This is a genomic window from Pseudomonas sp. LBUM1656 (genome assembly GCF_059716065.1).
The window spans coordinates 5,304,685-5,322,123 of record NZ_CP166800.1 but is presented as its reverse complement, the minus strand read 5'-3'; the positions used below and the strand labels follow the sequence as shown (position 1 = coordinate 5,322,123).

The 17,439-nt window shown below is 61.3% G+C and carries 15 protein-coding genes and 1 other RNA gene; 14 read left to right on the top strand and 2 right to left on the bottom strand.

Features of this window, described 5'->3' with window-relative positions; translation table 11 throughout:
* Window positions 1–32 precede the first annotated feature (32 nt).
* Entirely contained in the window at window positions 33–395 is a 363-nt protein-coding gene (locus ACA072_RS24000) for a YraN family protein (protein ID WP_007904371.1), read from the bottom strand.
* The gene (locus ACA072_RS23995) at window positions 395–2,206 is read right to left on the bottom strand and encodes a penicillin-binding protein activator (RefSeq protein ID WP_497621040.1); all 1,812 of its coding nucleotides are present in this window, start codon (window positions 2,204–2,206) and stop codon (window positions 395–397) included. Before ACA072_RS23995 ends, ACA072_RS24000 begins: the two co-directional genes overlap by 1 nt.
* A gap of 175 nt (window positions 2,207–2,381) precedes the next feature.
* On the opposite strand from ACA072_RS23995, the gene rsmI reads away from it, so the two are divergent.
* From rsmI to ACA072_RS23925, 14 genes are all read left to right on the top strand, one after another.
* Entirely contained in the window at window positions 2,382–3,287 is a 906-nt protein-coding gene (rsmI, locus tag ACA072_RS23990) for a 16S rRNA (cytidine(1402)-2'-O)-methyltransferase (RefSeq protein ID WP_497621038.1), read from the top strand.
* A gap of 76 nt (window positions 3,288–3,363) precedes the next feature.
* Window positions 3,364–3,717, top strand: an RNA gene (gene rnpB, locus ACA072_RS23985) — RNase P RNA component class A.
* Between the two features lie 355 nt (window positions 3,718–4,072).
* The gene (gene mraZ, locus ACA072_RS23980; protein WP_008147486.1) at window positions 4,073–4,528 is read left to right on the top strand and encodes a division/cell wall cluster transcriptional repressor MraZ; all 456 of its coding nucleotides are present in this window, start codon (window positions 4,073–4,075) and stop codon (window positions 4,526–4,528) included.
* Window positions 4,525–5,472, top strand: a complete 948-nt coding sequence (rsmH, locus tag ACA072_RS23975; RefSeq protein WP_010458133.1) for a 16S rRNA (cytosine(1402)-N(4))-methyltransferase RsmH — start codon at window positions 4,525–4,527, stop codon at window positions 5,470–5,472. Before mraZ ends, rsmH begins: the two co-directional genes overlap by 4 nt.
* Window positions 5,469–5,762: a cell division protein FtsL gene (gene ftsL / locus ACA072_RS23970; protein ID WP_438657758.1), complete on the top strand. Its 294-nt coding sequence runs from the start codon at window positions 5,469–5,471 to the stop codon at window positions 5,760–5,762. Before rsmH ends, ftsL begins: the two co-directional genes overlap by 4 nt.
* Window positions 5,762–7,501 (top strand): peptidoglycan D,D-transpeptidase FtsI family protein, encoded by a 1,740-nt coding sequence (locus ACA072_RS23965; RefSeq protein WP_497625039.1) that lies wholly within the window; start codon window positions 5,762–5,764, stop codon window positions 7,499–7,501. The genes ftsL and ACA072_RS23965 overlap by 1 nt, the downstream gene beginning before the upstream one ends.
* Window positions 7,501–8,964 (top strand): UDP-N-acetylmuramoyl-L-alanyl-D-glutamate--2,6-diaminopimelate ligase, encoded by a 1,464-nt coding sequence (locus ACA072_RS23960; RefSeq protein ID WP_497621036.1) that lies wholly within the window; start codon window positions 7,501–7,503, stop codon window positions 8,962–8,964. Before ACA072_RS23965 ends, ACA072_RS23960 begins: the two co-directional genes overlap by 1 nt.
* Complete coding sequence (locus ACA072_RS23955) at window positions 8,957–10,324, top strand: UDP-N-acetylmuramoyl-tripeptide--D-alanyl-D-alanine ligase (RefSeq protein ID WP_497621034.1); 1,368 nt, start codon at window positions 8,957–8,959, stop codon at window positions 10,322–10,324. Before ACA072_RS23960 ends, ACA072_RS23955 begins: the two co-directional genes overlap by 8 nt.
* Window positions 10,324–11,406: a phospho-N-acetylmuramoyl-pentapeptide-transferase gene (gene mraY, locus ACA072_RS23950; protein WP_497621032.1), complete on the top strand. Its 1,083-nt coding sequence runs from the start codon at window positions 10,324–10,326 to the stop codon at window positions 11,404–11,406. The genes ACA072_RS23955 and mraY overlap by 1 nt, the downstream gene beginning before the upstream one ends.
* A gap of 5 nt (window positions 11,407–11,411) precedes the next feature.
* Window positions 11,412–12,758, top strand: coding sequence for a UDP-N-acetylmuramoyl-L-alanine--D-glutamate ligase (murD, locus tag ACA072_RS23945; protein ID WP_497621030.1), 1,347 nt, complete (start codon window positions 11,412–11,414; stop codon window positions 12,756–12,758).
* Window positions 12,755–13,972: a putative lipid II flippase FtsW gene (ftsW, locus tag ACA072_RS23940; protein ID WP_497621028.1), complete on the top strand. Its 1,218-nt coding sequence runs from the start codon at window positions 12,755–12,757 to the stop codon at window positions 13,970–13,972. The genes murD and ftsW overlap by 4 nt, the downstream gene beginning before the upstream one ends.
* Complete coding sequence (gene murG / locus ACA072_RS23935; protein ID WP_497621026.1) at window positions 13,962–15,032, top strand: undecaprenyldiphospho-muramoylpentapeptide beta-N-acetylglucosaminyltransferase; 1,071 nt, start codon at window positions 13,962–13,964, stop codon at window positions 15,030–15,032. Before ftsW ends, murG begins: the two co-directional genes overlap by 11 nt.
* Window positions 15,025–16,485, top strand: coding sequence for a UDP-N-acetylmuramate--L-alanine ligase (murC, locus tag ACA072_RS23930; RefSeq protein WP_497621025.1), 1,461 nt, complete (start codon window positions 15,025–15,027; stop codon window positions 16,483–16,485). The genes murG and murC overlap by 8 nt, the downstream gene beginning before the upstream one ends.
* Window positions 16,482–17,438 carry a D-alanine--D-alanine ligase gene (locus ACA072_RS23925; protein ID WP_497621024.1) on the top strand — a complete coding sequence of 319 codons (957 nt, stop codon included), beginning with the start codon at window positions 16,482–16,484 and terminating at the stop codon, window positions 17,436–17,438. Before murC ends, ACA072_RS23925 begins: the two co-directional genes overlap by 4 nt.
* Window position 17,439 lies beyond the last annotated feature (1 nt).

Here is a 17,439-nt window from a genome sequence, read left to right as displayed (position 1 = left end):
GGGTAAAGGTGTCCGCTTCGGGGCGCGCGCGATCAGCTGTCGAAGGCATTCTGCAACCAGTTCAACTGATCGAGGTTGCTGTCGATGGCAACCACGTCGAAGCGGCAGGGGGAATTGGCCCAACGCGACTCGCGCTGAAGAAAATACTGCGCGGCGAAAATCAGTTTCTGCCGTTTGCGCCCATCGATGCTATCGAGCGCTCCACCCCATTGGGTGTTTTTTCTGTAGCGGACTTCAACGAATACTACTGTATCGCCATCAAGCATGACCAGATCAAGCTCGCCGCGTTTGCACAACCAGTTCTGCGCCAGCAGGCGCAGACCCTGTTGTTGAAGATGCTCGAGCGCATGGCGCTCGGCATCTTTACCGCTTTGCTGGCGTGACCTGTCAGGCATCAGCGCGGGGTGTCCGGCAGGCGTTGAACCTGACCGCTGACGAACTGTGCCCACGGCAACTGGCGCACCACACGCTGGTTCTGGGTCATGCCCAGGCTGCCCGACTGGCCTTCAATGCGACTGTCCGGCAGTGCCTTGAGTTGCCCCAGTCGCGGCGCCAGGCGATACGCATCCACGCCCATTGCGTACAGGCGGCCGAGGCTGCCGGCAGCTTGTGGCCATTGTGCGGTGACCTGTTTGCGCAGTGGGTCATTGGCGTCCAGCAACCACGGGGTTTCGCAGAAGCGGATGCCGTTCATGTCGTTGTACTGGTTCACGTCGCCGCTGGCGCTGAACACGTGGGACGTGGCGTAGACTGGCACGTCACCCGCGTACTGGAAATTCAGGGTCGGTTTGATCTGCTGGGCCTGTTGCGGCGTCGCGGCCAGGAAGATGAACTCGATGTCCTGACGGCGCGATGGTTGGGCTGCTACCTGCGAACCAACGGTGCTTTGCAGGCTCTTGGCGCGACCTTCGCTCTGACGCAGCTGGAACATGTCGGCAATCTGTTGGGCCAGTTGCACCGGTTGGTCAACGCGTTCGGTCGCAACGATGCTGCCGCCGTTGGCTTGCCAGTCCTGGCTGAAGGCTCGCATCACGCGATCGCCCCATTCGCCTTTCGGCACCATGATGGCGGCGCGATGCAGGCCGTCGGCGCGAGCGCGACGAGACACTTCACGCGCTTCATCTTCAGCGGCCAGACCAAACTGGAACAGCTGAGCCGGACCTTGTTCGCCTTCGCTGTAGTTCAGCGCCAGGGTGGTGATCGGCAGTTGCGGGCGAGTGCTGAGCTGTTTGACCAGTGGTTTTTCCAGCGGGCCGACCACCAGTTGCACGCCGTCGGCCTGCGCCTTGCGGTAGAACTCGTCCAGGGAGGTCAGTTTCGAGCTGTCATAGAACTCGATGGCTGGCGGCTTCTGCCCGGCTTGTTGAGCCTGGTAGTGAGCGGCCATGAAACCCTCGCGCAGTGCTTTGCCGACCGAGGCCAGCGGGCCGTCTTGCGGCAGCAGCAGGGCGATCTTGCTCAGGGGCTGGCTGGCCAGTTCCTTGAGCTTGGTCAGTGGCAGCGGCAACTGAATGGCGGCCGGGTGCTTGGGGTTCTGGGCGCGCCAGGTGTCGATCGCGGCTTGCTGCTGTTCCAGGGTGCCGGCGGTTTTCACGGCCAGTGCCAGCGCCATCCAGCCGCCGAGGTCGTCGGTGGTGGTGGGTTGCAGTTGATCGGTTGGCAGCGAAGCGATCAGGGTCCAGATCGCTTCGTGGTTTTTAGCGGCCGCTTCACCTTCGAGCATTGGCGCAATGAAGATGCGCTCCCTTGCAGCTGCCAGTGTCTGGCCATCGGCCTCAAGGGCGCGAGCATGGACGGTGCCGGTGCGAACCTGTTGCTCGACCGGCAATTCGCTCAGGCGTTGCAGGCTCGGATGGCTCAAGGCAGTCAACGCCGCCTTGGGCTGATTGCGCGCCATGGCCAGTTCAGCCGCCAGGGTGCTGGCGAAGACTTGTTGGCCGGGCTTGAGTTGTTCCACCGGCACCTGTTGCAGGATTTGCGCGGACTGGCCGGCATTGCCCTGACGATAGGCCAGGTCGGCCGCGCTCAGGCGCAGCAGCGCGGCTTTTTCCGGGTCCTTGCTTTGAGTGGCCTGTTCGAGCAGTTGCTCGATACTGGCGTCCGGGGTCCGTGGGAGTTCGCCAAGGCTGGAAGAGGGCGAGCTGGCGCAAGCCGCCAGCAAGGCAGCGAGGCAGAGGGCAGTGAACAGCCGCAGGCAAGCGATCATGTAGTGTTCCTGATACTCGATCAAATTAGCGTGGAATTGTACCCAAGCACTGGCCGGGGCGCGATGTTACTGGCGTGAATCGATCAATTTAGCTCGTACAAATGTTGCAGCGCTGCACAAACGCCTGAAAAACCCGAGGAGGGCGGGGCGATCGCAAGCGCCGCTACGCGCTACAATGGCGCCTTTTACCGATCATGAGGTGTGCGCTTTGACTGCTCCAGGTGCTTTGAATTCCGCTGCTGGCTCGCTTTATGTGGTGGCGACGCCCATCGGCAACCTGGACGACATCAGTGCGCGTGCGCTGAAAATCCTGCGCGACGTCGCGTTGATCGCCGCCGAAGACACCCGTCACTCCCAGCGCTTGATGCAGCATTTCGGCATTCCGACGCCGCTGGCAGCCTGCCATGAGCACAATGAGCGAGATGAAGGTAGCCGCTTTATAACGCGATTGCTGGCGGGCGATGATGTGGCGCTGATCTCCGATGCTGGCACGCCGCTGATTTCCGATCCGGGTTATCACCTGGTACGTCAGGCCCGTGCCGCCGGGATCAATGTGGTGCCGGTCCCGGGCGCCTGCGCATTGATCGCGGCGTTGTCGGCGGCGGGCCTGCCGTCGGACCGTTTTATTTTCGAAGGCTTCCTGCCCGCCAAGGCTGTGGGTCGCCGCGCTCGTCTTGAGCTGGTCAAGGAAGAGCCGCGCACGCTGATTTTCTATGAGGCGCCGCATCGCATCCTTGAGTGCCTGCAGGACATGGAGCTGGTATTCGGCCCCGAGCGTCCGGCGTTGCTGGCCCGTGAAATCACCAAAACTTTCGAAACCCTTAAAGGTTTGCCACTGGCTGAGTTGCGTGAGTTCGTCGAGTCGGACAGCAATCAGCAGCGCGGCGAGTGCGTGGTGTTGGTAGCTGGCTGGTCGGTTCCTGAGTCCGAGGATGCGGTCAGCAGCGAAGCCATGCGCATCCTTAACCTGTTGCTCGAAGAGATGCCGCTCAAGCGTGCGGCGGCATTGACGGCGCAAATTACCGGTGAGCGCAAGAATGTGCTCTATCAGGTTGCACTGGATAAACAGAAGGGCGAGTAAAAACCCGACGCACAGGAGCAGCGAAAGGTGTTTAGCGCTTGTTCTTAGGCCGCTCTGCCGTTAACCTTCGCGGCGGAGAGTCGATCGGACAGTCGCTGCCCTCTATGAAAATTAGGGGGGGGAGGAAAGTCCGGGCTCCATAGGGCGAAGTGCCAGGTAATGCCTGGGAGGCGTGAGCCTACGGAAAGTGCCACAGAAAATAACCGCCTAAGCGCTTCGGCGCCGGTAAGGGTGAAAAGGTGCGGTAAGAGCGCACCGCACGTCTGGCAACAGTTCGTGGCTAGGTAAACCCCACTTGGAGCAAGACCAAATAGGGTCCCAAGGCGTGGCCCGCGCTGGGACCGGGTAGGTTGCTAAAGATGTCCAGTGATGGCCATCGTAGACGAATGACTGTTCAAGACAGAACCCGGCTTACAGATCGACTCTCCACCTTTTTTCTCCCCCCTGCTTTAATCATTGAGCAGGGCGCTGGTAGTAGCATTTTCCCTCCTTCCAGAATCGTTGCCAGAACACTTTCGTAATACCGAAAAAATCTTACTCTTAACAAATTACTTTAACTTTCGAACGCAGCCTTCTGTGCTGATTCAAGTTATCGGGCAAATTCATCCGTCAGATTGTCGTTACCCCTCCTTTTACCCTCCTAAATCTCAGTTCTGTAAGGCTTTTCCTTTAAACCGCGCCTTGACGGTGCGGTGGCCGCATTCCTATAGTGTGCGCAAGTGGCGGAAAGTGGCATGAAGTGGGTTTTTTGAGCGTAAAACGCTAATATTTGGAGAAACGCTGACGTGTTTCGCGGAGCTAACGCTATCAGTCTCGACGCAAAGGGCCGTCTCGCCATGCCGAGCCGGTACCGTGACGAGCTCGTTTCGCGTAGTTCCGGTCAGCTGATCGTCACAATTGATGCCGTTGATCCGTGTTTGTGTGTTTACCCCCTCGATGAGTGGGAAATTATCGAAACCAAACTGCGCGCACTGCCTTCGCTTCGCGAAGAGAACCGCCGCCTGCAACGTTTACTGATTGGTAATGCCGTCGACCTCGAGCTCGATGGCAGTGGTCGTTTTCTGGTTCCACCGCGTCTTCGTGAATATGCCAAGTTGGATAAGCGCGCGATGTTGGTAGGCCAACTGAACAAGTTCCAATTGTGGGACGAGGATGCCTGGGATGCGGTTTCTGCCGCTGACCTGGCTGCTATTCAACAACCGGGCGCCATGCCTGATGAACTGCGTGATTTGATCCTGTGACTATTGATAGCGGCTTTAACCACATCACCGTACTGCTTGACGAAGCCGTGGAGGCTCTCGCCGTACGTCCTGATGGCTGCTATCTGGACGGTACGTTCGGGCGCGGCGGGCACAGTCGGTTGATCCTGAGCCAGCTCGGTCCCGACGGTCGGGTCCTCGGATTCGACAAAGATCCTCAAGCGATTGCCACCGGGCAAACGCTAGCGGCCGAAGACGGCCGCTTTGTCGTTGTGCAACGCAGCTTTGCCGAGCTCGGTTCGGAAGTGGCCGAACGCGGCCTGCACGGCAAGGTCAGCGGCGTTTTGCTCGATCTGGGCGTGTCTTCGCCACAGCTCGACGACCCTGAGCGCGGCTTCAGTTTCCTCAATGATGGCCCGCTGGACATGCGCATGGACCCGTCGCGCGGGATCAGCGCCGCCGAATTCGTCAACACCGCACCGGTTGAAGAAATCGCCCGCGTATTCAAGGAATACGGCGAAGAGCGTTTCTCCGGCCGCATGGCCCGTGCCGTGGCCGAGCGCCGCGACATCAAGCCGTTCGAGCGCACGGCCGACCTGGCTGAAGTCCTGAAAGTCGCCAACCCTGCATGGGAAAAGGGCAAGAACCCTGCCACTCGTGCGTTCCAGGGCCTGCGTATTCACGTCAACAACGAACTGGGCGATCTGGAAGCCGGCCTCGAAGCCGCACTGGACTGCCTGGAAATCGGCGGCCGCCTGGTCGTCATCAGCTTCCACTCGCTGGAAGACCGCATCGTCAAACTGTTCATGCGCAAACTGGTAAAAGGCGAAGCCGACAACCTGCCGCGCAACCTGCCGGTCCGTCACGTCGCTTTCGAACCGATCATCAAAATCCATGGCAAAGCGCAGTCCGCCTCCGAGGCCGAACTCAAAGCCAACCCACGCTCCCGTAGCGCCGTCATGCGCGTCGCGGAGAAGTTGCGGTGAGCAAGCTTTTCGCCAAGCCACTGCCCGGCGGCAGCTTTTTCATGCTGCTGCTGTTTCTGGCTGTGCTTGTGTCGGCCATCGGCGTGTCGTACAGCGCTCACTGGAACCGTCAGTTGCTGAACTCGCTGTATGCCGAGTTGAGCGTGCGCGACAAGGCGCAGGCGGAGTGGGGCCGGTTGATTCTGGAGCAGAGCACCTGGACCGCGCACAGCCGTATCGAAGTCCTGGCCACCGAGCAACTGAAGATGCGCATTCCCGGCGCCGCTGAAGTGCAGATGGTGGCGCCATGATGAAACTCGAAGGCGCACTGTTCCCATGGCGTTTCCGTCTGGTGCTGGGCTTGCTCGGCGTCATGGTCGCGGCTATTTGCTGGCGGATCATCGACCTGCAAGTCGTCGACCGTGCCTTCCTTAAAGGCCAGGGCGATGCGCGCAGCGTTCGCCACATTCCGATTCCGGCTCACCGTGGTCTGATCACCGACCGTAACGGCGAGCCTTTGGCCGTGAGTACGCCGGTCACCACGCTGTGGGCGAACGCCAAGGAAATGCAGCTGGCCAAAGAAAAATGGCCAGCACTGGCCGCGGCTCTGGGCCAAGACCCTAAAGCCCTGGCTGAACGCCTCGAAGCCCAGGCCAATAAAGAATTCATCTACCTGGTGCGCGGACTGACCCCCGAGCAGGGCCAGTCTGTGCTCGACCTGAAAGTGCCGGGCGTCTACGGCATCGAAGAATTTCGGCGCTTCTACCCGGCGGGTGAAGTGACCGCGCACATGGTCGGCTTTACTGACATTGATGACCACGGTCGTGAAGGGGTCGAACTGGCCTACGACGAATGGCTGGCCGGGGTCGCCGGCAAGCGACAGGTCATCAAGGATCGGCGTGGCCGACTTATCAAGGATGTCCAGGTCACCAAAAACGCCAAGGCCGGCAAGCCCTTGGCGTTGTCCATTGACTTGCGCCTGCAATATCTGGCCAACCGCGAGCTGCGCAACGCGATCATCGAGAACGGCGCCAAGGCCGGCAGCCTGGTGATCATGGACGTGAAGACCGGCGAGATCCTCGCCATGGTCAACCAGCCGACCTACAACCCGAACAACCGTCGCAACCTGCAGCCGGCGATGATGCGCAACCGCGCCATGATCGACGTGTTCGAACCGGGTTCGACCATGAAAGCCATTTCCATGAGTGCCGCGATCGAAACCGGGCGCTGGAAACCGAGCGACACTGTCGAGGTGTACCCGGGCACTTTGCAGATTGGTAAGTACACCATCAAGGACGTCTCCAAGTCCGAAGGCCCGGTACTTGATCTGACCGGCATCCTGATCAATTCCAGTAACGTCGGTATGAGTAAGGTCGCGTTCGATATCGGCGGCGAAACCATCTTCCGTCTCGCGCAAAAAGTCGGCCTCGGCCAGGACACGGGTCTCGGCTTCCCGGGCGAGCGCGTCGGCAACCTGCCGAACTACCGCGAATGGCGCAAGGCTGAAACCGCCACGCTGTCCTACGGCTACGGTATTTCCGTCACCGCGATTCAGCTGGTTCACGCTTTCTCGGCCTTGGCCAACAACGGTCGCCTCGCGCCGCTGACCCTGATCAAGACCGACAAGGCGCCGCAAACCACTCAAGTGCTGCCGGAAGCTGTCGCGAAAACCATGCAGACCATGCTGCAACAAGTGATCGAGGCCCCGCGCGGTGTGTTCCGTGCGCAAGTGCCGGCGTATCACGTGGCCGGCAAGTCGGGTACCGCGCGTAAAACGTCGGTCGGCACCAAAGGCTACGCCGAGAATTCCTACCGCTCGCTGTTCGCCGGTTTCGGCCCGATGAGCGATCCGCGTTACGCGATTGTGGTGGTGATCGATGAACCGACCAAGGCCGGTTACTTCGGTGGTCTGGTCTCGGCTCCGGTGTTCAGCAAAGTGATGTCGGGGACGCTGCGCCTGATGAACATCACCCCGGATAACCTGCCACCGACACAAACCGCTAACGCCACACCGGTCGTTCCACTGAAAGCCAATGGAGGGCGCGGCTAATGTCTTTGAGCCTGAACAAGATTTTCGCCCACGCCGGTCGCGATCTGTTGATCCGCGAACTGACCCTGGACAGCCGCAACGTGCGGGCTGGCGATTTGTTTCTTGCCGTTCCTGGCGGCAAGTTCGACGGGCGCGCGCACATCGCCGATGCCTTGCAGCGCGGCGCTGCTGCCGTGGCTTATGAAGTCCAAGGCGCTACCGTATTGCCGATCACTGACGTGCCGCTGATTCCGGTCAAAGGCCTGGCGGCGCAGCTGTCGGACATCGCCGGTCGCTTTTATGGCGACCCGAGCCGGCACCTGAACCTGGTCGGCGTAACCGGCACCAATGGCAAAACCAGCGTCACGCAGTTGGTTGCGCAGGCCCTGGACTTGCTTGGCCAACATTGCGGCATCGTTGGCACCCTGGGCACCGGTTTCTACGGCGCGCTGGAAAGCGGCCTGCACACCACACCGAACCCGATCGCCGTGCAAGCGACCCTGGCTGACCTGAAAAAGGCCGGTGCCAAGGCTGTTGCCATGGAAGTGTCTTCCCACGGTCTGGATCAAGGCCGCGTGACTGCGCTGGCGTTCGATGTGGCGGTGATGACCAATCTGTCCCGCGACCACCTGGATTACCACGGCACCATGCAGGCCTACGGTGAAGCCAAGGCCAAGCTGTTTGCCTGGAACGATCTGAAGTGCCGGGTGATCAATCTCGACGACGAGTTCGGCCGCCAACTGGCTGCGGACAAACGTGAGTCGCGCTTGATCACCTATAGCCTGGAAGATACCAGCGCCTACCTTTATTGCCGTGACGCGCAATTCGACGACGAAGGCGTGCGCGCCACGTTGGTCACGCCCCAGGGCGAACACCATTTGCGCAGCACCTTGCTCGGTCGCTTCAACCTGAGCAACGTATTGGCTGCAGTCGGCGCCTTGCTCGGCCTGGACTACGCGCTGGACGAAATCCTCAAGGTCCTGCCGAAACTCGAAGGCCCGGCCGGTCGCATGCAGCGTCTTGGCGGCGGCACCCAGCCACTGGTGGTGGTCGATTACGCCCACACCCCGGATGCGCTGGAAAAAGTATTGATGGCCCTGCGTCCTCACGCCAAAGGCCGCTTGCTGTGCCTGTTCGGCTGCGGCGGTGACCGTGATCGCGGCAAGCGTCCGCTGATGGCGGAAGTGGTCGAACGTCTGGCCGACGGCGTGCTGGTGACCGATGACAATCCGCGTACCGAAGACCCGGCAGTCATTTTCGATGACATCCGCGCCGGCTTCACCGCTGTGGATAAAGTCACTTTCGTCGCAGGCCGTGGCCAGGCGATTGCCCAGTTGATCGCCAGTGCTTCGGCGGATGACGTGATTGTCCTGGCCGGTAAAGGTCACGAGGACTATCAGGAAATCAACGGCCAGCGTCACGCTTTCTCCGATCTGGTCGAGGCCGATCACGCCTTGACCGCGTGGGAGGTGGCTCATGCTTAAAGCCTTGAAACTGAGCGAGCTGACCGGCGCACTGAATGCACAATTGATCGCGGCCGATGCCACGTTCGATGGCGTCAGCATCGACAGCCGCGCAATCAAACCCGGCCAACTGTTTATTGCCCTGACCGGTCCGCGTTTCGACGGTCATGACTATTTGAACGACGTGGCCAGTAAAGGCGCCGTGGCTGCGTTGGTCGAGCGTGAAGTCGCCGACAGCGCACTGCCGCAATTGCTGGTCAAAGATACCCGTGAGGCTTTGGGCCAGCTGGGTGCGATAAACCGTGCAGCGTTTACCAACCCTGTCGCGGCGATCACCGGTTCCAGCGGTAAAACCACGGTCAAGGAAATGCTCGCCAGCATCCTGCGCACGCGTGGTCCGGTGCTGGCGACCCGTGGCAACCTGAACAACGACCTGGGCGTGCCGCTGACTTTGCTCGAACTCGCGCAGGAACACACCGCCGCGGTGATCGAGCTCGGGGCTTCGCGTCTGGGCGAAATTGCCTACACCGTGGGTATGACCAAGCCGCACGTGGCCGTGCTCAACAACGCCGGGACCGCCCACGTCGGCGAGTTCGGCGGGCAGGAAAAAATCGTTGAAGCCAAGGGCGAGATCATTGAAGGGCTGGATGCCGATGGCGTCGCCGTGCTCAACCTTGACGACAAGGCGTTCGACATCTGGAAGACCCGTGCAGCCGGTCGCAAGGTCCTGACGTTCGCCTCGAGCAATGTCAGCGCCGATTTCTACGCCAGCGATCTGGATCGCGATGCGCGCGGTTGCCCGGCTTTCAACCTGCACAGTCCTGAAGGTGTGGAACGGGTTCAACTGAACCTGCTCGGCACCCATAACGTCGCCAATGCCATGGCCGCCGCCGCTGCCGCGCATGCCTTGGGCGTGTCGCTGTTCGGCATCGCCACCGGCCTTGGCGCCGTGCAACCGGTCAAGGGTCGTACCGTCGCGCAACTGGCCACTAATGGCATGCGCGTGATCGATGACACTTACAACGCGAACCCCACCTCCATGTGCGCCGCCGTTGATATACTCGCCGGCTTTTCCGGCCGCACCGTTCTGGTGCTCGGAGATATCGGCGAACTGGGCGATTGGGCAGAGCAGGGGCACCGCGATGTGGGCGAGTACGCCCGCGGCAAGGTTTCCGCGCTGTACGCTGTCGGGCCACTGATGGCTCACGCCGTGAACGCTTTCGGTCCCCAGGCCTTTCACTTCAGCACTCAGGCTGAGCTGATCAAGGCCCTGGGCGCCGAGCAAGACACCAACACCACCATTTTGATCAAGGGCTCGCGCAGCGCTGCGATGGAAAACATCGTCGCCGCTTTGTGCGGGTCCAGCCTGGAGAAACATTAATGCTGCTGCTGCTAGCGGAGTATCTGCAACAGTTCTACAAAGGCTTCGCGGTCTTTCAGTACCTGACCCTGCGCGGGATCCTCGGTGTGCTGACCGCGCTGGTTTTGTCGCTGTGCTATGGCCCGTGGATGATCCGCACTTTGCAGAACCGTCAGATCGGTCAATCCGTTCGCAACGACGGTCCACAATCGCACCTGTCCAAGTCGGGCACCCCGACCATGGGCGGCGCACTGATTCTGTCGTCCATCGGTGTCAGTACCTTGCTGTGGGCTGACCTGAGCAACCGTTATGTCTGGACCGTGTTGCTGGTGACGTTGCTGTTCGGCGCTATCGGCTGGGTCGACGACTATCGCAAGGTGATCGAGAAGAACTCCAAAGGCCTGCCGAGCCGCTGGAAGTATTTCTGGCAGTCGGTGTTTGGCCTCGGCGCGGCGATCTTCCTTTATATGACCGCTGCGACGCCGGTGGAAACCACCCTGATCCTGCCGATGCTCAAGGACTACAGCATTCCGATGGGCATCGGCTTCGTGGTCCTGACGTACTTCGTGATCGTCGGTTCGAGCAACGCGGTCAACCTGACGGATGGCCTCGACGGTCTGGCAATCATGCCAACCGTGATGGTCGGCGGCGGTCTGGGAATCTTCTGCTACCTGTCCGGTAACGTGAAATTCGCCGAATACCTGCTGATCCCTTACGTACCGGGCGCCGGTGAGTTGATCGTGTTCTGCGGTGCCTTGATCGGTGCGGGCCTGGGCTTTCTCTGGTTCAACACCTATCCGGCGCAAGTCTTCATGGGCGACGTCGGCGCACTGGCGCTGGGCGCGGCCCTGGGCACCATCGCGGTGATCGTCCGTCAGGAAATCGTCCTGTTCATCATGGGCGGCGTGTTCGTGATGGAAACCCTGTCCGTGGTCATCCAGGTTGCTTCTTTCAAGCTGACCGGTCGCCGCGTATTCCGCATGGCGCCGATTCACCACCACTTTGAACTCAAGGGCTGGCCTGAGCCGCGCGTGATCGTCCGTTTCTGGATCATCACCGTGATTCTCGTACTGGTCGGCCTTGCCACCCTGAAGCTGAGGTAGAACGAGTGTCTCTGATCGCTTCTGACCACTTCCGCATCGTTGTCGGCCTCGGCAAGAGCGGCATGTCCCTGGTTCGCTTCCTGGCGAACCGGGGCACGTCGTTTGCCGTGGCCGATACGCGGGAAAATCCACCGGAACTGGCCACGCTCAAGCGTGACTATCCGCACGTGGAAGTGCGTTGTGGCGAGCTGGACGTCGAATTCCTGTGCCGTGCCGACGAGCTCTACGTGAGCCCCGGCCTGGCGCTGGCGACCCCGGCCCTGCAGGCTGCTGCGTCTCGTGGCGTGAAATTGTCCGGCGACATCGAGCTGTTCGCGCGTAACGCGAAGGCGCCGATTGTCGCCATCAGTGGTTCTAACGCAAAAAGCACCGTCACCACCCTGGTCGGCGAGATGGCTGTGGCGGCGGGCAAGCGTGTCGCAGTCGGTGGCAACCTCGGTACGCCGGCGCTGGATCTGCTCGACGACGACGTCGAGTTGTACGTGATGGAACTGTCGAGCTTCCAGCTCGAAACCACCGATCAGCTCAACGCCGAAGTGGCAACCGTGCTCAACGTCAGTGAAGACCACATGGACCGCTACAGCGGCCTGCCGGCCTATCACCTGGCCAAGCACCGGATCTTCCGTGGGGCGAAGCAGTTTGTGGTCAACCGTCAGGATGCCTTGAGCCGTCCGCTGATGGGCGAGGGCCAGCCGTGCTGGACCTTCGGTTTGAGCAAACCCGATTTCAAGGCCTTTGGTATCCGCGAAGAAGACGGCGAGAAATTCCTCGCGTTCGAATTCCAGAACCTGATGCCGGTGCGGGAGTTGAAAATTCGTGGCGCCCACAACCAGTCCAACGCCTTGGCGGCCTTGGCGCTGGGTCACGCCGTCGGCCTGCCGTTCGACGCCATGCTCTCGAGCCTGCGTACCTTCGCTGGCCTCGAGCATCGTTGCCAATGGGTCCGGGACCTGGATGGCGTGGGCTACTACAACGATTCCAAAGCCACCAACGTCGGCGCCGCACTGGCGGCCATCGAAGGACTGGGCGCGGACATCGACGGCAAGGTCGTACTGATCGCCGGAGGCGATGGCAAGGGTGCCGAATTCAATGATCTGCGTGATCCGGTGGCGGCCAACTGCCGCGCCGTGATCCTGATGGGCCGCGACTCCGACAAGATCGGTGAGGCCATCGGCGATGCCGTGCCGCTGATCCGCGCCGCTTCGCTGGTCGAAGCCGTTGAGCAATGCCGCGCCGCTGCGCAACCGGGCGACGTTGTGCTGTTGTCGCCAGCCTGCGCCAGTTTCGACATGTTCAAGAATTACGAAGACCGTGGTCATCAGTTCGTCCGCGCCGTGGAGGAACTGGCATGAGCCTGCTCAATATCATCAAGCCCTATCCGTCGCCGATCATCACCGGGCGCGGCATCGACCTCGACTTCCCGATGCTCGCCGGTTGCCTGGCCTTGATCGGCCTCGGGCTGGTGATGATCGCCTCGGCTTCGACCGAAGTAGCGGCCGTGCAGTCGGGCAGTGCCCTGTACTACATGATTCGCCACTTGATCTACATCGTGCTGGGCCTGGGCGCCTGCATCGTCACCATGATGATTCCGATCGCCACCTGGCAACGCCTGGGCTGGCTGATGCTGATTGGTGCGTTCGGTTTGCTGGTGATGGTGATCATCCCGGGGATCGGCCGTGAAGTGAACGGTTCGATGCGCTGGATCGGCTTCAGTTTCTTCAACGTCCAGCCGTCCGAGATCGCCAAGGTGTTCGTGGTGATCTACCTCGCCGGTTATCTGGTGCGTCGCCAGAAAGAAGTGCGCGAAAGCTGGATGGGCTTTTTCAAGCCGTTCATCGTGCTGCTGCCCATGGCCGGTCTGTTGCTGATGGAGCCGGACTTCGGCGCCACCGTTGTCATGATGGGCGCTGCGGCAGCGATGCTGTTCCTCGGCGGGGTCGGGCTGTTCCGTTTTTCCTTGATGGTGGTCCTGGCGGTCGGGGCGGTGGTGCTGTTGATTCAAGTGCAGCCGTATCGAATGGCGCGTCTGACCAACTTTGCCGATCCGTGGGCCGACCAGTTCGGCGCCGGCTATCAGTTGTCCCAGGCATTGATCGCATTCGGTCGCGGCGAATGGCTGGGCGTTGGCCTGGGCAACAGCGTGCAGAAACAGTTCTACCTGCCGGAAGCCCACACCGACTTCGTGTTCTCGGTCCTGGCCGAAGAACTGGGGGCCATAGGCTCCTTGTGCACGGTCGCGCTGTTTGTCTTCGTGTGTGTGCGTGGCATGTACATCGGCTATTGGGCCGAAAAGGCCAAGCAATTCTTTGCCGCCTATATCGCGTACGGCCTGTCGTTCCTGTGGATCGGCCAGTTCCTGATCAACATCGGGGTGAACGTCGGCCTGCTGCCGACCAAAGGCCTGACCCTGCCGTTCCTCAGTTATGGCGGCAGTTCGCTGGTGATCTGCGGTGCCTGTCTCGGTTTGTTATTGCGCATCGAGTGGGAGAGTCGAACCCACCTGGGCAGCGAAGAGATGGAGTTCCATGAGAGCGACTTCGCCGAGGAGCCGACCCATGGGCGCTAACGTCTTGATCATGGCGGGCGGTACCGGTGGCCACGTGTTCCCGGCGCTGGCCTGTGCTCGCGAATTCCAGGCCCGGGGTTATACCGTGCACTGGCTCGGAACACCGCGCGGGATCGAGAACGACCTGGTGCCGATGGCCGGGATCGAGCTGCATCGGATCAATGCCAGCGGGTTGCGCGGCAAGGGCAAATTGTCCCTGCTCAAGGCCCCGTTCATGTTGCTCAAATCCGTCTGGCAGGCGCGGACGATCATTCGTCAGCTGCAGCCGGTGTGTGTGGTCGGCTTCGGTGGTTATGTGACCGGCCCTGGTGGCGTTGCAGCCAAACTGGCCGGTGTGCCGGTGATCGTTCATGAGCAGAACGCCGTGGCCGGTACCGCCAATCGGTTGCTGGTGCCGTTGGCCGCCCGAGTCTGTGAAGCGTTCCCCGACACCTTTACCCTGTCGGACAGCCGTCGGACCACCGGTAACCCGGTGCGCACCGAGCTGTTCCTCGAAACACAGCGCCCCGCCCTGGCGGGACGCAAGGCGCGTTTGCTGATCCTGGGCGGAAGCCTGGGCGCAGAGCCGTTGAACAAATTGCTGCCTGAAGCCCTGTCGCAAGTCGCCCCCGACCTGCGCCCGGAAGTGTTTCATCAGGCCGGCAAAAACCATGATGAAGTGACTGCAGAGCGCTATCGCGCGGCTGGCGTCGAGGCGCAAGTGCAGCCTTTCATCAAAGACATGGCCCAAGCCTATGGCTGGGCCGACCTGGTGGTGTGCCGCGCAGGCGCATTGACCATCAGTGAACTGGCTGCCGCCGGTCTGCCCTCGATGCTGGTGCCTTTGCCCCACGCAATCGACGATCACCAGACCCGCAACGCCGATTATTTGGCCCGTGAAGGCGCTGCCTTCCTGATGCCGCAAAGAACGACTGGCGCAGCGGATCTTGCCGCGCGCCTGACAGAGGTCCTGATGCAACCACAACGACTCAACGACATGGCCACTGCGGCACGCCGCCTGGCCAAACCCGATGCAACCCGTAACGTGGTCGATACCTGTCTGGAGGTGGCCCATGGTTGAGAAACAGAAAGCCATGCCGCAACCGGAAATGCGCCGCATCCGTCGCATCCACTTCGTCGGCATCGGCGGCGTGGGCATGTGCGGCATCGCCGAAGTGTTGCTGAACCTGGGCTACGAAGTGTCCGGTTCCGACCTGAAAGCATCGCCGGTGACCGAGCGTCTCGAATCCTTTGGCGCGCAGATCTTTATCGGCCACCGTGCCGAGAACGCCGCTGCCGCCGACGTGCTGGTGGTGTCGAGCGCCGTCAACACTTCCAACCCGGAAGTCGCCACCGCGCTGGAACGACGTATTCCGGTGGTACCACGCGCCGAAATGCTAGCTGAGCTGATGCGCTATCGCCACGGCATCGCCGTCGCCGGTACGCACGGCAAAACCACCACCACCAGCCTGATCGCTTCGGTGTTCGCGGCCGGTGGCCTGGACCCGACGTTCGTCATCGGTGGTCGTCTGAATGCCGCGGGCACCAATGCCCAGCTCGGCACCAGCCGTTACCTGATCGCCGAAGCGGATGAAAGCGACGCCAGCTTCCTGCACTTGCAGCCGCTGGTGGCCGTGGTCACCAATATAGACGCCGACCACATGGCGACCTACGACGGTGACTTCAACAAACTGAAGAAAACCTTCGTCGAGTTCCTCCACAACCTGCCGTTCTACGGTCTGGCGGTGGTGTGCCTGGACGATCCGGTGGTGCGTGAAATCCTGCCGCTGGTGAAACGCCCGACGGTCACCTATGGCTTCGGTGATGACTGCGACGTGCGCGCCATCAATGTGCGCCAGCAGGGCATGCAGACCTTCTTCACCGTGCTGCGTCCGGATCGCGAGCCGCTGGATGTCTCGGTGAACATGCCGGGCAACCACAACGTATTGAACGCGCTGGCAACCATCTGCATCGCCACCGACGAGGGCGTCAGCGATGAAGCCATCGTCCAGGGTCTGTCCGGGTTCCAGGGTGTCGGCCGACGCTTCCAGGTCTACGGCGAACTGCCGGTAGACGGCGGCAACGTGATGCTGGTCGACGACTACGGTCACCACCCGACTGAAGTCGCAGCCGTGATCCAGGCCGTACGCGGTGGCTGGCCGGAGCGCCGTCTGGTGATGGTGTACCAGCCGCACCGTTACAGCCGCACCCGCGACCTGTACGACGATTTCGTCAATGTACTGGCCGATGCCAACGTCTTGCTGCTGATGGAAGTCTACCCGGCCGGTGAAGAACCGATCCCGGGCGCCGACAGCCGCAAGCTGTGCAACAGCATTCGTCAGCGCGGTCAACTCGACCCGATCTACATCGAGCGTGGCGTCGATCTCGCGCCGCTGGTCAAGCCGCTGCTGCGTGCCGGCGACATCCTGCTGTGCCAGGGCGCCGGTGATATCGGTGGTCTCGCTCCGAAACTGTTGGCCAGTCCGCTATTCGCGGGTGCTGTTGCCGCGCCGACTGTGGGGAAGTTGAAATGACTGCTGCCTACGCCAACCTCGTCTCCACTGTCGCGCCGAAAGACTTCGGCCGCGTCGCCGTGCTGTTCGGCGGCAAGAGTGCCGAGCGTGAAGTGTCCCTGAAGTCGGGCAACGCTGTGCTCGACGCGCTGCTGAGCGCCGGTGTGGACGCGTTCGGCCTCGATGTGGGCGATGACCTTCTGCAGCGTTTGCTGAACGAAAAGATCGACCGCGCCTTCGTCATCCTCCACGGTCGTGGCGGTGAAGACGGCAGCATGCAGGGCCTGCTCGAATGCCTGGGCATTCCGTACACCGGCAGCGGCATTCTGGCGTCGGCACTGGCCATGGACAAGCTGCGGACCAAGCAGGTCTGGCACAGCCTCGGCATTCCGACGCCACGTCACGCGGTACTGAGCTCCGAGGCTGATTGTATTTCGGCAGCGATGGAACTGGGCTTCCCTTTGATCGTCAAACCGGCCCATGAAGGTTCAAGTATCGGGATGGCCAAAGTGACCTCCGCGTCGGAATTGATCGACGCCTGGAAAGCGGCCAGTACCTACGATTCGCAAGTGTTGGTCGAGCAATGGATTCAAGGTCCGGAGTTCACCATCGCCACCCTGCGTGACCAGGTGTTGCCACCGATTGCCCTGGGCACCACGCACAGCTTCTACGACTACGACGCCAAGTACGTGGCTTCCGATACCCAGTACCGGATTCCGTGTGGCCTGGACAGCAACAAAGAAAAAGAACTGATGGACCTCACGGCGAAAGCCTGTGAGGCGCTGGGTATCGCCGGTTGGGGCAGGGCAGACGTGATGCAGGACGCCGACGGGCAGTTCTGGTTCCTGGAAGTCAACACCGCACCGGGCATGACCGACCACAGCCTGGTGCCGATGGCGGCCCGTGCTGCCGGTCTGGATTTCCAGCAACTGGTTCTGGCGATTCTGGCCGCAAGCATTGAGCCACGAGGTTAAG